This window comes from Microbacterium sp. CCNWLW41 (genome assembly GCF_037083505.1).
Window position 1 is genome coordinate 1 of sequence record NZ_JBAOJP010000005.1, and the last position, 15,601, is coordinate 15,601.

The window sequence follows — 15,601 nt, forward strand, 5'->3', positions numbered from 1 at the left end:
AGTATTAGACGCCGTTTCCAGCGCTTATCCCAGAGTCCAGGGCAGGTTGCTCACGTGTTACTCACCCGTTCGCCACTGATCCACCCAGCAAGCTGGGCTTCACCGTTCGACTTGCATGTGTTAAGCACGCCGCCAGCGTTCATCCTGAGCCAGGATCAAACTCTCCATAAAAAATGAATACCACCCACAACCCGGGAAAACAGGTCACAAGCAGCGAGTTCAACCATGACCAAAAACGAATATCAAACTGACATCCATGAATTGATCCAAAAAAGACCCCCACCAACCAGAAAACTGGTCGACAGAGAAATAAATTTGGCATTTGACAAGTGCACGCTGTTGAGTTCTCAAAGATCGGACGCACCCGCGTTCTGGCCTCTCAGCCGTCGCCGCAGGGCAACTTCTCTATCTTACACATCCCGACCCGCTTGTCAAACCGCCTCAGCGGGGCACGAGACCCCACCACGGCCGACAGCACACGGAAGTGGAAGAAACCCATCCTAGACCGAAACCGGACAGACTCGCCAGGAGCTGATTCGGATGGGGTGGTCCGCTGCTTGAGGGGAGCCAGGCCTTCCGGCCTTCCGCTCTACCCTTTGGGGCGAACAACAATTACTTTACGTGGCACCGACGCACGCGTCGAATCCACCCCGCATCCCGGGCGTGTCGCACCGCCGATCCGCGTGAATACGCGGAAGCGTCGCCCTCCCACCGCGCTAGCGTTGATCGCATGAGTCAAGAACGATGGGTGTGGGGCGTCGGCCTCGCGACGACCGCAGATGACGGAACCGTGCTCGACACGTGGTTCCCCTCCCCCAGCGCCGGACGGATCCCCCTGGGATTCGACCCCAAGATGCCGCCGGACGAGTTGGACCGCCTGGCTGTCGCCGACCCGCGACGTGCCGTCTCCGTCGACGTCGTCACCCTCGAGGCGGACCTCGACGCGGCGCCGACCTCCACCTCCGACGCGTACCTGCGCCTGCACGCGCTGTCCCACCGGCTCGTCCGCCCCAACGAGGTGAACCTGGACGGCATCTTCTCCCACCTCCCGAACGTGGCGTGGACGAACGCCGGCCCGATGCATCCCGATGCGCTCACCCGGCTCCGCCCCTTCCTCGCGCGCGACGGCATCCAGGTGCAGGGCCTGGACAAGTTCCCGCGCCTGCTGGACTACGTCACCCCGTCGGGCGTGCGGATCGCCGACGCCTCCCGTGTGCGGCTGGGCGCATACCTGTCTCCCGGCACGACCGTGATGCACGAGGGGTTCGTGAACTTCAACGCCGGCACCCTGGGTCAGAGCATGGTCGAGGGTCGCATCTCGCAGGGCGTCGTCATCGGCGACGGCAGCGACATCGGCGGCGGGGCATCCATCATGGGAACGCTGTCCGGCGGCGGCACGCTCAAGGTGTCCATCGGCGCACGCACGCTGCTGGGGGCGAACGCGGGTGTCGGGATCTCGCTGGGAGACGACTGCGTCGTCGAGGCCGGCCTCTACGTCACGGCCGGCACGAAGATCGTCCTCGCGGACGAGACCCCGCGCGCGGACGGCTCGTTCCCGACCGCCAAGGGCGCAGAGCTCTCCGGCCGCGACGGACTGCTCTTCCGCCGCAACTCGCTCTCCGGCGCGGTGGAGGCGGTGCGCCGCGCGGGCGTGGGCGTGACGCTCAATGAGGCGCTGCACGCCTAGCGCGCTGCCCTCGCCGCCCCGGCACTGACGCCGCGGCGCCCCCCGGTGCCATAATGTGCGCGTCAGATCGTGACGCAAAGGGGGGCGGCACGTGGATGAACGCGACGTCGAGCACGTGGATGCCCTCGTGGTGGGCAGTGGTTTCGGCGGATCCGTGGCGGCCTACCGCCTCGCCGAGGGCGGCAGGTCGGTGGTCGTCATGGAGCGCGGACGGCCGTATCCGCCGGGCTCGTTCGCGCGCACGCCGAGCGAGTTCGGCGCCAACTTCTGGTCGCCGTCCGACGCGCTCTACGGTCTGTTCGAGACGTGGAGCTTCCGTGGCCTGGAGGGGGTGGTGTCCAGCGGTCTCGGCGGCGGCTCGCTGATCTACGCGAACGTCCTCCTGCGCAAGGACCCCGAATGGTTCGTGCACGATTCCCCGCTCCCCGGCGGCGGGTACGAGAACTGGCCCATCTCGCGGGAGGACCTCGACCCGCACTACGACAGCGTCGAGGCGATGCTGGGGGCGAACCCGTATCCGTACACCGACACGGCCAAGACGGTGGCGTTCGAGCAGGCGGCCCGACGTGCCGGCCTTCCCACCTTCCGTCCGCCGCTGGCGGTGTCGTTCGCGCCCGAGCGTGAAGGGCGCCCGTCGATCGGGCTCGTGCCGACACCGGCGTACGGCAGCATCCACGGCTCCGAGCGCTTCACATGCATGCTGTGCGGGGAGTGCGACATCGGCTGCAACTACGGCGCCAAGAACACCCTCGATCACACCTACCTCTCCGCGGCGGCCCATGCCGGCGCCGACATCCGTGCGCTCCACGAGGTCAAGGGATTCCACCGCCGCGACGGAGCGTGGGAGGTGCGCTATCGCGTGCACGACGCGGATGCCGCGACCGCGGAGGACAGGATCATCTCCGCGACCTCGTTGATCCTCGCCGCAGGGACCTTCGGGTCCACCTACCTGCTCCTGAAGAATCGGGCCTCCCTCCCCGGCCTCAGCACCGCGCTGGGAACCCGCTTCTGCGGGAACGGGGACCTGCTGGGCTTCCTGTTCAACGCCCGCGAGAGCATCGATCGCACCGCCAAGGCACGATCGCTGGTCAGCAGCCGCGGCGCGGTCATCACGAGCGCCGTCCGCGTGGGCGATCGCGTCGACAGCGACGACACCGATGCGGACGGGCGCGGCTACTACGTGCAGGATGCCGGCTACCCCGGCTTCCTCAACTGGCTGATGGAGCTGAGCCAGCTGCGGTCGGTGATCTCCCGCAGCACCCGCGTGGCCGCCCGCATGCTGGCCTCGCGGCTGTTCGGCGACGGGCGGTCCAACGTCTCGCGCGACCTCGCGGCGGCGATCGGCAAGGTCTCGCTCTCGTCCTCGTCCATGCCCGTGCTCGGCATGGGGCGCGACCTGCCCGACGGGATGATGTACCTCGAGGAGGGTCGCCTGCAGATCGACTGGACGACGGCCACCTCGATGGAGTACTTCGACCGCATGCGGCACACGATGGCCCGCATCGCCGACGAGCTGGGCGCCGAGTACGCCGACAACCCGCTGTGGTGGGCCAAGCGGGTCATCACCGTGCACCCGCTCGGCGGTGCGCCGATGGGGCGGAATCCCTACGAGGGCGTGGTCGACGAATGGGGCCGCGCCTTCGGCGTCGACGACCTCTGGGTGCTGGACGGCGCCTCGATGCCCGGTCCGGTCGGGCCGAACCCCGCGCTCACGATCGCCGCCTTCGCCGATCGAGCCATCGAGCATGCTCTCGAGGCTCCCGCTCCACAGCCCCAGAGACGACCCCGGACCGGTTCCGGCGGCGAGAGGAGACACGCCATGCAGGACGCGCCCCTTCCCGGTCCCGACGCCAGGAAAGTCCGGTTCACCGAGCAGATGAAGGGATTCGTCGCCCTCGGGGCGCGCGACCCGCACGACGCCTACGAGGATGCCCGCATCCTCGACGAGAAGTTCATGTTCGAGCTGACGATCGAGACCTCCGACATCGATGCCTTCGTCGCCGACCCCTCACACGCCGGGACGGCATCGGGATACGTCGACGCGGACGTCCTCGGAGGTCGCGTGCCCGTCGAACGCGGGTGGTTCCACCTCTTCGTCCGACCCGATGACGGGGCGGACCGGCGCATGGTCTACCGTCTGTGGATCACCCCCGACTCCGGTGCGCCCTTCACGGTCCTGGGGATCAAGGAGGTGCGGGACGATCCGGGCTTCGACCTGTGGGACGACACGACGACGCTGTACGTGCAGCTGCTCACCGGGCACGTCCCGCCTCCCGACGTGGGAGAGCTCGGGCAGCTGCATCCCACGGGCGACGAGTTCGTCGCCGGGGCGGGGGTGCTCCGCATCAAGCCGCTCGATTTCGCCCGGCAGATGACGACGTTCCGCGCGACCGGCGAGGACGGCGCCGCCGCGATCGGCGCGTTCGGATCGCTCTTCCTCGGGCAGCTGTGGGACGCCTACGCCGGGCTGGCCGTCAAGGGGGCGTGACCGCATGGCGACGAAAGCGGACCCGGCGCCGTGGCGGTACGTGCGCCGCGGGGCGCGCGGGCACGACACGGAGCTCATCCCGTTCCCGGCGGACGACGGGGTTCCGCTGCTGATGCTCCACCTCACCCGCCCCGGTGCGGAGACTCCCCGCGGACCGGTGATGCTCGTCCACGGCGCCGGCGTGCGCGCCGAGATCTTCCGGCCGCCGCTGGAGCGGACGCTCGTCGACGCGCTGCTCGACGACGGCTTCGACGTCTGGCTCCTCAACTGGCGTGCGTCGATCGACCTGCGGCCGGTGGCCTGGACGCTCGACGACGCCGCCGCGTACGACTACCCGGCGGCGGTGCGCCTGATCCGGCAGCGGACCGGCCACCAGACCATGAAGGCGTTCGTGCACTGCCAGGGGTCGACGTCGTTCATGATCGCCGCGATCTCGGGCCTCGTCCCGGAGGTGACGACGGTCGTCACCAACGCGGTGTCGCTGCACACGGTCCTGCCCCGCTGGTCGACCATGAAGATCCAGGTGCTCTCGCCGATGGTGCGTCGCATCAGCCCCACGCTCTCGCCGAAGTGGGGCTACAAGACGGAGGGGCCCTTCTCGCGAGTGCTGCGCTCGGTCGTCACGGCCACGCACCCGGAATGCGACAGCCCCGTGTGCGCGATGGTGAGCTTCACCTACGGCGCGGGCCATCCGGCGCTCTGGGCGCACCGCAACATCGACCGAGCCACACACGACTGGATCACGGGCGAGTTCGCCGGCTCGCCGATGACGTTCTTCGCTCAGATGCGCGACAGCGTGCGCGCCGGGCATCTCGTCCCGACGGGGGATGTGCCGGAGGTGGTGCCGGATCTCCTGGCCCGTCCGCAGACCGACGCGCGGTTCGTCTTCCTCGCGGGAGCGGACAACCGCTGCTTCCTCCCGCTCGGCCAGCGGCTCTCGTTCGCGCACTTCGAGGCGTTCGCCCCCGGCAGGCACACCCACCACGAGTTCCCGGGCTACGGGCACCTCGACGTGATCTTCGGCGCCGACGCGTGGCGCGACACCCACCCGGTCATCGTGGACGAGCTCCGACGCTAGGCGAAGGACCTCGGCAGAAGCCGTCGGGTCAGGACAGGCCGGGGTAGCTGCGCTCGGATGCGCCGACGTAGAGCTGCTGCGGGCGGCCGATCTTCCCCTGCGGATCGTTCGCCGCCTCGCGCCACTGCGCGAGCCAGCCGGGCAGACGCCCGATGGCGAACAGCACCGTGAACATGCGTGTCGGGAAGCCCATCGCCTTGTAGATCACGCCGGTGTAGAAGTCCACGTTCGGGTACAGCCGCCGGTCCTGGAAGTACGCGTCGTTGAGCGCGATCTCCTCCAGCTCCTTCGCGAGGTCCAACAGCGGGTCGCTGACGCCGAGCGCCGAGAGGACCTCGTCGGCCGACTCCTTGACGAGCTTCGCGCGCGGGTCGTAGTTCTTGTACACGCGGTGGCCGAAGCCCATCAGCTTGACGCCGTCCTCCTTGTTCTTCACCCGCTCGACGAAGCGCTGCACGCTCTCGCCCGAGTCGCGGATGCGCGCCAGCATGTCGAGCACCGCCTCGTTGGCGCCGCCGTGGAGCGGGCCGTAGAGGGCGTTGATGCCGGCGGAGATCGACGAGAACTGGTTGGCGCCCGTCGAACCGACCAGGCGCACCGTGGATGTGGAGGCGTTCTGCTCGTGGTCCTCATGGAGGATCAGCAGGCGCTCCAGCGCGCGCGACATGACCGGGTCGACCTGGTAGACCTCGGAGAGCACGCCGAAGTTCAGCTTCAGGAAGTTGTCGACGAAGCCGAGCGAGTTGTCGGGGTACAGGAACGCCTGCCCGATGCTCTTCTTGTGCGCGTACGCGGCGATCACCGGCAGCTTCGCCAGCATGCGGATCGTGTTGAGCTCGACGTGCTCGGGGTTGTTCGGATCGGACTGGTGCTCGTAGTACGTCGACAGGGCCGACACCGCCGACGACAGCACCGACATGGGGTGCGCCGTGTGCGGCAGGGCTGAGAAGAAGCGCTTGAGATCCTCGTGCAGCAGCGTGTGGCGACGGATCTTCTCGTCGAACTCGCCCAGCTCGTCGGCGGTCGGCAGCTCGCCGTAGATCAGCAGCCATGCGACCTCGAGGTACGTGCTGTTCTTCGCCAGCTGCTCGATCGGGTAGCCGCGGTAGCGCAGCACGCCCTGGTCGCCGTCGATGTAGGTGATCGCCGACTTGGTGGCCGCGGTGTTGACGAACCCGTAGTCGAGCGCCGTGTAGCCGGTCTGGCGGGTGAGGGTCGAGACATCCACGCTCGGTGTGCCGTCCGTGCCCCGCAGCAGCGGGAACTCTGCGGTCTTGTCACCGATCGTGAGGGTGGCCTTCTCCTGCTGGGTGCCCGCTTCGCTCACGGCGCCTCCTCGCGATTGTCGTCGTACGGGGGGTTTCGTCCACTCCGGCGCGACGCCGTGACGTCGTCTGCGTGAGGACTTCGGGAGCGGGACGGGGGATGCCGCGTCGCCGCGTTCCTACAGCCTAGTGCGCCGCTGCGCCTACTGCTGACACAGCCAAACGGACGAGGCATCCGATGGAGGAATCCTCACGACCCGTCTGCGGATGCGGCGCGCAGGCGCTCGGCCGCCCGGAAGATGCCGTCGTCGGTCGCCGTCAGCGACAGCCTGACGTGCTCCGGATGGTGCGTGCCGTAGAAGTGCCCGGGCCCCGCCAGGATCCCGAGGTCTGCGAGCCGGCCGAGGCTCTCCCATCCGTCGCGGCCCTCCGTCGCCCAGAGATACAGGCCCGCTTCGCTCCCGTCGATCCGGAACCCGGCCGCCTCGACCGCAGGACGCAGCACCTCCCGGCGGCGGCGGTACAGCTCCTTCTGGGCGGCGACGTGCGCGTCGTCTTCGAGAGCGGCGACCATCGCCGACTGCACGGGCGCCGGCAGCATCAGGCCGAGGTGCTTGCGCGCGGTCAGCAGGCGCGCGACGATCGCCGGATCTCCGGCGAGGAAGGCCGCGCGGTAGCCGGCGAGATTGGACTGCTTGCTCAGCGAGTACACCGACAGGATGCCGCCGACGTCGCCGTCGGTGACGCGGGGGTCCAGCGCTGAGGGCACCGGCTCGGAATCCCACGGCGCATCCCAGCCGAGCTCCGCGTAGCACTCGTCCGAGGCGAGCACGGCGCCGAGCTGTCGCGCGCGTGCCGCCGCGCGCCGCAGGGCGGCGGCATCCAGGACCCGCCCGTCCGGGTTGCCCGGCGAGTTCACCCACACGAGCCGCGTGCCCTCCGGCCACTCCGCCGGGTCGTCGGACGCCAGGGGCGTCGCGTCGACCAGCCGCGCGCCGACCTCATAGGTCGGGTACGCGGCGCGGGGATGCACGACGATGTCGCCGGGGCCGAGTCCGAGCAGCAGCGGCAGCAGGGCGACGAGCTCCTTGGAGCCGACCGTCGGAAGCACGTGCGCCGGCGTCAGCCCCGGCACTCCCCGCCGCCGCTCGAACCACGCCGCGATGGCGGCACGAAGCGCCGGCGTTCCGACGGTCTGCGGGTACGCGTGCGCGTCGGTGGCCGCCCGCAGCGCGTCCGCCACGACGGCGGGCGTCGCGTCGACGGGCGAGCCGATCGAGAGGTCGACGATGCCGTCGGGGTGGGAGCGGGCGCGCGCCGCATACGGGGCGACGGCATCCCAGGGGTAGTCGGCGAGGTCGGCGACCCCCACGTCAGTGTTCCTGCGGCGGGAGGGCCTCGATGATCGGGTGGTCCTTGTGGATCACGCCCACCTTGGCGGCGCCGCCCGGCGAGCCGATGTCGTCGAAGAACTCGACGTTGGCCTTGTAGTAGTCCTGCCACTCGTCCGGGAGGTCGTCCTCGTAGTAGATGGCCTCGACCGGGCAGACCGGCTCGCAGGCGCCGCAGTCCACGCATTCGTCGGGGTGGATGTACAGCGAGCGCTCGCCCTCGTAGATGCAGTCCACGGGACACTCGTCGATGCAGGCGCGGTCCTTGACGTCCACGCAGGGAAGGGCGATCACGTACGTCACGGTGCCAGTCTAGCCGCGGCCCTCGGCCTGAGCGGCGGGACGCCGATCAGGCGGTGCGATCGGATGCCGCGACGGCGGGCACGCGCGTCTGCGGCCAGGCGATCACGATCGCGGAGACCAGCGGCACGAGGATCGTCCACGCCACGCCGGGATTGAATGCGCCGTCCGCCTCCTGCGGCACCACGACGGAGCCGCCGGGCCCGGCACCGGAGAAGACCAGCGTGGCGACCATGGCGCCCAGTGCGGTCGCCAGCGTCGCCCAGCGGTCGCTCGTGAGCAGCCGGACCGCCACGAGCAGCGCGGTCACCCCGACGAGTGCGAGCACCAGCCCGAGGGGGAACCAGCCGAGCCGGAACCCCTGGGCCACGGTGCCGGCCACGCCGTAGAAGGCGCCGATGACGAACGCCACGACCCAGGCGCCGATGCGCGACCAGAACGAACCCACGTCTCGAGTCTAGGCGGCGGGACCACGCGACGACCGCCCGGCTCAGGCCGCCCAGCCCCACAGCCGCAGGAGCGCGGCCACGAGCGCGGCCGCGATGACGACGACGAGGAACGGCGCCCGCAGCACCAGCAGACCGGCCGCGACCAGCAGCGCGGGCACCCGGGCGTCGACGACCACCGCCTGGCCGGCGCCCAGTGTCTGCACGGCGACGAGCGCTGCCAGCAGTGCGACGGTGAGCAGATCTGCGATCCGCATGGGTCGCGGCGCCGCCACCCACCGGGGCGGGATCAGGTATCCGACCGTCTTCAGCGCCACGCAGACGATGGCTGCCACGAGCACGGCGGTCCACATGGTCACGGCAGTCCCTCCCACGGCTCCTGAGCCCGCCGCTGTGCGGCGTCCTCAGGTTCGGCGCCGTCCGCCGCGTCGTCGGCGCCCAGCCAGTTCGACCAGCCGACGACGATGGCCACGGCGGCGGCGATGATGACCGGCATCCCCGGCATCAGCACCGGGGTCAGCACCGTCGCCACGACCGCGGCGGCGACACCGACCACGATGGGCTGGCGGGCGCGAAGCCGCGGCCACAGCAGGGCGAGGAACGCCGCCGCTGCCGCCGCATCCAGCCCATAGGCGCGGGGATCGCCCAGCACGTCGCCGAGCAGGGCGCCGGCGAGGGTCGAGAGGTTCCAGCCGATGTAGATGCCGATGCCCGTGACCCAGAAGCCCAGCGTGCGCGCGCGATGCGACGACTGCGCGAGCGACACCGCCGTTGACTCGTCGATCGTGAACTGCGCTGCGGCGGCGCGTCGCCAGAATCCCGGGCCGATGACCGGTGACATGCGGATGCCGTAGGCGACGTTGCGCACGCCGAGCAGCCCGGCGGACGCGATGGCGGCGGGCGCGGCGGCGACTCCCCCGGCGCCGACGATGCCGGCGAAGGCGAACTGCGATCCGCCGGTGAACATCACGAGGCTGAGGATGCACGTCTGCCAGACGTCCAGGCCGGACGCGACCGCCAGTGCGCCGAACGAGATCCCGTAGGCGCTCGTCGCCAGGGCGACCCCGAGCGCCTCGCGCACCGCCCGCCTCGCCTCTCCGGCGCTGTGCACGTCGTCGAAGTGAGGGTCGTGGGTCACCTCGTCATGGTAACCAGCGTCGCCGGACGTCGCGGCGGTCCGCTCTGCGACGAGTGGCCCACCCGCCGCGGCATCCGTTCGCCCGTCTCTTACGCGTTGGCGTCCTGCCGCTTGAGACGCGCGGCGGCGCGGCCGCGCTCGGTGGCGTCGAGGACGACCTTGCGGATGCGCACCTTCTCGGGCGTGACCTCGACGCACTCGTCATCGCGGGCGAACTCGAGGCTCTCCTCGAGCGACAGCTGGCGCGGCGGCGTCATCGACTCGAACGCGTCGGCCGTCGACGAGCGCATGTTCGTGAGCTTCTTCTCCTTGGTGATGTTCACGTCCATGTCGTCGGCGCGCGAGTTCTCACCGACCACCATGCCCTCGTACACCTCTTCGGTGGGCTGCACGAAGAAGCTCATGCGCTCCTGCAGCGCGATCATCGCGAACGGCGTGACGACGCCCGCACGGTCGGCGACGATCGACCCGTTCTGGCGGGACTGGATGTGCCCGGCCCAGTCGTCGTAGCCATGGGAGATCGCGTTGGCGATACCGGTGCCGCGGGTGGTCGAGAGGAACTCGGTGCGGAAGCCGATGAGACCGCGGGACGGGACGATGAACTCCATGCGCACCCAGCCGGTGCCGTGGTTGGTCATGCTGTCCATGCGGCCCTTGCGCGCCGCCATGAGCTGGGTGATGGCGCCGAGGTACTCCTCCGGCGCGTCGATGGTGAGGTGCTCGAACGGCTCCTTCACCTTGCCGTCCTCACCCTTGCGCGTGACGACCTGCGGCTTGCCGACGGTGAGCTCGAAGCCCTCGCGGCGCATGTTCTCGACGAGGATCGCCAGCGCGAGCTCGCCGCGGCCCTGCACCTCCCACGCGTCGGGACGGCCGATGTCGACGACCTTGAGCGAGACGTTGCCCACGAGCTCGCGATCGAGGCGGTCCTTGACCATGCGGGCGGTGAGCTTGTGGCCCTTCACCTTGCCGACGAGGGGGCTGGTGTTGGTGCCGATCGTCATGGAGATGGCGGGGTCGTCGACGTGGATCTGGGGCAGCGGGCGGACGTCCTCGGGGTCGGCGATCGTCTCGCCGATCGTGATGTCCTCGAAGCCCGCGATCGCGACGATGTCACCGGGTCCGGCGCTTTCGGCGGGGTACCGATCGAGCGCACGGGTCTTCAGCAGCTCGGTGACGCGGGCGTTGCTGGTCGTGCCGTCGTGGCGCACCCACGCGACCGTCTGGCCCTTCTTGAGCGTGCCGTTGAAGACGCGCAGCAGCGCCAGGCGGCCGAGGAAGGGGCTCGAGTCGAGGTTGGTCACCCACGCCTGCAGCGGCGCCTCGTCGTCGTACGACGGAGCGGGAACATGCTCGAGGATCGCCTCGAAGAGCGGCTCGAGGTCGCCGTTGTCGGGAAGCTCGCCGTTGCCGGGACGGTTGTGGGATGCCGCGCCCGCGCGTCCTGACGCGTACACCACGGGCACGTCCAGCAGCGCGTCGACGTCCAGGTCGGGCACGTCCTCGTGGAGGTCCGACGCGAGCCCGAGCAGCAGATCGTGAGCCTCCTCCTCGACCTCGGCGATACGCGCGTCGGGGCGGTCGGTCTTGTTGACCAGCAGGATCACCGGCAGCTTCGCCTCGAGGGCCTTGCGCAGCACGAAGCGGGTCTGCGGCAGCGGCCCTTCACTGGCGTCGACGAGCAGCACGACGCCGTCGACCATCGACAGACCGCGCTCCACCTCGCCGCCGAAGTCGGCGTGGCCGGGGGTGTCGATGACGTTGATCGTCACCGGGACCTCGGTGTGCACGCCGTTGTAGGTGATCGCCGTGTTCTTGGCGAGGATCGTGATGCCCTTCTCGCGCTCGAGGTCGTTCGAGTCCATCGCGCGCTCTTCCATGTGCTCGTGCGAGCCGAACGAGCCGGTCTGGCGGAGCATGGCGTCGACGAGGGTCGTCTTGCCGTGGTCGACGTGGGCGACGATCGCCACGTTGCGGAGGTCCGGACGGAGGGCGCGCGCCATGAGGGAATCCTTGAAAGTGAGGGGAAGAACGAGGTCGGCCCCTGAACGTGTCGAGGGGACCGGCATCCGTCATTCTACCGGTCCGACCAGGACGTCTCCCGCGAACGCCTCCGCGCCGCCCCGGAGGACCGGGACGGCGCGGCGCCGACAGAGGCCGGCCGGGTCAGCTCGCGGCGGGGCCGCTGCGCTCGAGCAGCGCGGCGCGCGCCTCGCGGCGCACCCGCTGCTCCTCGGGGTTCGGCACCGGCACGGCGGCGATGAGGCGCTGCGTGTACGGATCCTTCGCCCCGCGCAGGATCTGGTCGCGGGTGCCCGACTCGACCAGCTTGCCGTGGTGCATCACCGCGATGCGGTGCGCGAGGATGTCGACCACCGCGAGGTCGTGGCTGATGAACAGGCACGCGAACTGCAGCTCCTGCTGCAGCTCCTGCAGGAGGTCCAGGAACCGCGCCTGCACCGACACGTCCAGGGCCGAGGTGGGCTCGTCGGCGACCAGCAGCTCGGGTGCCAGCGCGAGCGCCCGGGCGATGCCCACGCGCTGGCGCTGCCCACCCGAGAGCTCGTGCGGGAAGCGGTTCCGGTACGACGCGGGCAGCTCGACCTGGCTGAGCAGCTCCTCCACGCGCTTGTCGAGGTCCTTGCCCTTCGCGACCCCGGCGAGCAGGATCGGCTCGCCGATGGACTGCCCGATCGGCATACGCGGGTTCAGCGACGATGCGGGGTCCTGGAACACGATGCCCGTCTTGCGGCGGATCGCGAACAGCTCCTTCTGCGTCGCGTGCGAGATGTCGGTGCCGACGGTGGTGAGCTTGCCCTCGGCGATCGGCAGCAGGCCGATGGCGGCGCGACCCAGGGTCGTCTTGCCGGAGCCCGACTCGCCCACGAGGCCGACGATCTCGCCGGGATAGATCGCGAGATCGATGTGCTCGGCGGCGCGGAACGCCGGGATGCGGCCGCGCTTGGGGTAGTCGATGGCGACGTCCTCGAACGCGAGCACGGGGGTGCGCGTCTCGATGATCTCCTCGGCCGCTTCGCTGGCGCGCTCGCGGATGTAGGAGACCGACGGCACCGCCGACGTCTCGGTGACGACCTCCGCCGGCCCGGGCTCCGCCTCTTCGAGGACGCCGAGGCCGAGGTGCGGCACCGACGCCAGCAGCTGCTGCGTGTACGGGTGCACCGGGGCGTGGAAGATCTTGTCGACCGTGCCCGACTCGACCACGACGCCGTTCTTCATCACCATGATGCGGTCGGCGAGGTCGGCGACCACGCCCATGTCGTGGGTGATGAGGATGATCGCGGAGTCCAGCCGCTTGTGCAGGTTCCGCAGGAGGTCGAGGACCTCCGCCTGCACGGTCACGTCCAGGGCCGTGGTCGGCTCGTCGGCGATGAGCAGCAGGGGGTCGCACGAGATGGACTGCGCGATCATCGCGCGCTGGCGCTGACCGCCGGAGAGCTGATGGGGGTACTTGTGGAACGACTGCTCCGGCTCGGGCATCTCCACCATGCGCAGCAGCTCCACCGCGCGGTCCCGGGCATCGCTCGGGGCCATGCCGCGATCGTGCGAGCGCAGCGCCTCCATGATCTGGAAGCCGACGGTGTAGACGGGGTTGAGGGCCGTCATCGGCTCCTGGAAGATCACGGCGATCTCGTTGCCGCGGAGGGACCGCAGCGCCGCCTCGTCGAGGCCCCGCAGCTCGCGGCCCAGCAGCTTGATCGATCCCGTGACGCGGGAGTTCTCGGGAAGCAGCCCGAGAAGCGCCATCGAGCTCGTGCTCTTGCCGGAGCCCGACTCGCCGACGATGGCGAGCACCTCGCCGCGGCGGACCTGGTAGTTCATGTCGATGGCTGCCGGGTAGAACTGCCCGTCCACCCAGAACTCGACCCCGAGGTTGTCGACCTCGAGGATCGTCTCCGGAAGGGCTCCTCGCGACGCCGCCGCAGCGGCGTCGATGCCCGTCGTGTCAGTCATTCCGTGGTGTCCAATCTGCGAAGCTTGAAGTCATGTCGTTTCAGGAGGTCCGCTACCGGCCGGCGTTCGGCCGCATCCTCGCTGTCGTGACCGTTGTGGTGTGCGCCCTCGGCGTCGTCGCGCTGATCGTCACCGATCCCGCTGCGGCACTGCGCTATGTCTGGCCGATCCTGCTGGTCGGCGTGCTGGCGTGGGCGCTGTTCTGGCGACCGGCGCTCATCGTGCAGGAGCACGGCATCACCGTGGTGAACGTCCTGCGCACGAGCTTCGTGCCCTGGCCGTCGATCACGGCGATCGACACCCGCTACTCGCTCACCCTGCACACCGCCCACGGCCGTGTGCCCGTGTGGGCGGCACCCGCACCCGGCCGGCACCGCACCCTGGGGCTGGCCCCGAAGGACTTCGACGGCGTCGGTGAGACCGCGCGGGGCGAGGTCGGGGAGCTGCGCCCCAACGATGCCGTCACGACGCCCACCGGCAACCTGGCCCAGCTCATCCGCGGCCGCTGGGAGCGCCTGCGCGACGAGGGCGCGTTCGCGAGCGGCGTCGACCCCGAGGCGTCGACGCAGACGTGGCACTGGGGGACGATCGCCACCGTCGCGGCGCTCGGCGCCGCGACGGTGGTCGGCGCGCTGGCGTGAGAGCACGTCACCGCTCCGGATCGAGCGGCTTGTGCTGCACGTCGCCGGGCTCCTCGGGGCGCGGATCGTTGAAGTTCACGATCCGGTCGCCCGTGTAGGCCGTCTGGATGCCGACGTCGACCATCGCCGCGTCGGTCGACGGCGTCGTGTCGACCTCTGGTGCCACCGGTCCGCCCGCCCGACCCGCGCGGGCCATCGCCCGCTCGCTCGGCATCTTCTTCTGGCGCGGGTCGAACGCGTCGCGCAGCCCGTCGCCGATGAAGTTCACGCACAGGGCGATCGCGATGATGAACAGACCCGGCCACCAGAACAGCCACGGACGCGTGGAGAACGCGGCCTGGTTCTCGGAGATGATCTTGCCCAGCGAGGTGTCCGGCGACTGCACGCCGAAGCCGAGGAAGCTCAGCGCCGACTCCAGCAGGATCGCGCCGGCCATCAGCAGGGTGGCGTTGACCACGATCACGCCGACGGAGTTGGGCAGGATGTGCCGGAAGATGATGCGGCGGTCCCGCGCACCCGAGACCCGGGCGGCGTCCACGAACTCGCGCTCGCGGAGGGTGAGGAACTCGCCGCGCACCAGCCGGGCCATGGTGGTCCACGCGAACAGGCCGATGACGACGCCGAGCACGGCCGCACCGAGGCTGCCGAACGTGTTGCCGAGCACGGAGCCGATCACGATGAGGGGGATCGTGATGATGATGTCGGTGAAGCGCATGAGCACCGAGTCGGTCAGCTTGCCGTAGTACCCGGCGACGGCGCCGATCACCACGCCGAAGATCGTCGCGACGACACCGGCGATGACCATCACCATGATCGACTGCTGCGCACCGCGCATGACGACCGCGAAGATGTCGCGCCCGACCTCGTCCTGGCCGAACGGGTGGTCGCCGAACTGCAGCGGCCACAGGCTCAGCGTCGGAACGCCGTTGTCGATCTTCGGGGGGATCTCGTCCCAGGAGTACTGCCACCACCCGGGGATGCGTATGCCCCACAGGTTCACGCCGACGGAGGTGAACGCGAGGAGCACGATGAACGCCAGCACGATCATCGAGATGAGCGCAGCGCGGTGACGGAAGAACCGCCGGCGGACGATCTGGCCCTGGCTGAGGCCCTGGGTCTCCTTCTGCTCGATCGAGATCTCGGCCTTGGCCTCGGTCTCCCTCGAGTCGGAGTCGTTGACGGTCGTGGTGTTCAT

At 69.8% G+C, this 15,601-nt stretch carries 13 protein-coding genes and 1 rRNA gene; 4 read left to right on the forward strand and 10 right to left on the reverse strand.

Annotation, left to right across the window (positions count from 1 at the left end; genetic code table 11):
- Nucleotides 1–171 (reverse strand): 16S ribosomal RNA (locus V6R91_RS18435); the annotation flags it as partial.
- 559 nt (nt 172–730) lie between these two features.
- Between V6R91_RS18435 and dapD the strand changes: the two genes are divergently transcribed.
- The 3 genes from dapD (at nt 731) to V6R91_RS18450 (ending at nt 5,253) form a co-directional block, all read left to right on the forward strand.
- Nucleotides 731–1,687: a 2,3,4,5-tetrahydropyridine-2,6-dicarboxylate N-succinyltransferase gene (gene dapD, locus V6R91_RS18440; RefSeq protein ID WP_336396378.1), complete on the forward strand. Its 957-nt coding sequence runs from the start codon at nt 731–733 to the stop codon at nt 1,685–1,687.
- 91 nt (nt 1,688–1,778) lie between these two features.
- Nucleotides 1,779–4,175: a GMC oxidoreductase gene (locus V6R91_RS18445; protein WP_336396379.1), complete on the forward strand. Its 2,397-nt coding sequence runs from the start codon at nt 1,779–1,781 to the stop codon at nt 4,173–4,175.
- 4 nt (nt 4,176–4,179) lie between these two features.
- On the forward strand, nt 4,180–5,253 hold the full coding sequence (locus V6R91_RS18450; RefSeq protein WP_336396380.1) for an alpha/beta fold hydrolase: 1,074 nt from the start codon (nt 4,180–4,182) through the stop codon (nt 5,251–5,253).
- A gap of 28 nt (nt 5,254–5,281) precedes the next feature.
- Here the strand turns inward: V6R91_RS18450 and V6R91_RS18455 are convergent, their stop codons facing one another.
- The 8 genes from V6R91_RS18455 to V6R91_RS18490 form a co-directional block, all read right to left on the reverse strand.
- On the reverse strand, nt 5,282–6,580 hold the full coding sequence (locus V6R91_RS18455; RefSeq protein ID WP_336396381.1) for a citrate synthase: 1,299 nt from the start codon (nt 6,578–6,580) through the stop codon (nt 5,282–5,284).
- Nucleotides 6,581–6,768: 188 nt separating this feature from the next.
- Entirely contained in the window at nt 6,769–7,890 is a 1,122-nt protein-coding gene (dapC, locus tag V6R91_RS18460) for a succinyldiaminopimelate transaminase (RefSeq protein ID WP_336396382.1), read from the reverse strand.
- Nucleotide 7,891: 1 nt separating this feature from the next.
- Nucleotides 7,892–8,212, reverse strand: coding sequence for a ferredoxin (gene fdxA / locus V6R91_RS18465; RefSeq protein ID WP_336396383.1), 321 nt, complete (start codon nt 8,210–8,212; stop codon nt 7,892–7,894).
- 46 nt (nt 8,213–8,258) lie between these two features.
- Nucleotides 8,259–8,657 (reverse strand): DUF6113 family protein, encoded by a 399-nt coding sequence (locus V6R91_RS18470; RefSeq protein WP_336396384.1) that lies wholly within the window; start codon nt 8,655–8,657, stop codon nt 8,259–8,261.
- A 42-nt stretch (nt 8,658–8,699) separates the two neighbouring features.
- Entirely contained in the window at nt 8,700–9,014 is a 315-nt protein-coding gene (locus V6R91_RS18475) for an AzlD domain-containing protein (protein WP_336396385.1), read from the reverse strand.
- Nucleotides 9,011–9,793, reverse strand: coding sequence for an AzlC family ABC transporter permease (locus tag V6R91_RS18480; protein WP_336396386.1), 783 nt, complete (start codon nt 9,791–9,793; stop codon nt 9,011–9,013). Before V6R91_RS18480 ends, V6R91_RS18475 begins: the two co-directional genes overlap by 4 nt.
- A gap of 89 nt (nt 9,794–9,882) precedes the next feature.
- Nucleotides 9,883–11,796, reverse strand: coding sequence for a translational GTPase TypA (typA, locus tag V6R91_RS18485; RefSeq protein WP_336396387.1), 1,914 nt, complete (start codon nt 11,794–11,796; stop codon nt 9,883–9,885).
- A 163-nt stretch (nt 11,797–11,959) separates the two neighbouring features.
- A complete protein-coding gene (locus V6R91_RS18490; RefSeq protein WP_336396388.1) occupies nt 11,960–13,765 on the reverse strand; it encodes an ABC transporter ATP-binding protein in 1,806 nt (601 codons plus the stop codon).
- Between the two features lie 32 nt (nt 13,766–13,797).
- Here V6R91_RS18490 and V6R91_RS18495 point away from each other — a divergent pair, with 32 nt between their 5' ends.
- Nucleotides 13,798–14,406 carry a PH domain-containing protein gene (locus V6R91_RS18495; RefSeq protein WP_336396389.1) on the forward strand — a complete coding sequence of 203 codons (609 nt, stop codon included), beginning with the start codon at nt 13,798–13,800 and terminating at the stop codon, nt 14,404–14,406.
- 7 nt (nt 14,407–14,413) lie between these two features.
- Here V6R91_RS18495 and V6R91_RS18500 read toward each other — a convergent pair whose 3' ends face one another.
- Nucleotides 14,414–15,601, reverse strand: a complete 1,188-nt coding sequence (locus V6R91_RS18500; RefSeq protein WP_336396390.1) for an ABC transporter permease — start codon at nt 15,599–15,601, stop codon at nt 14,414–14,416.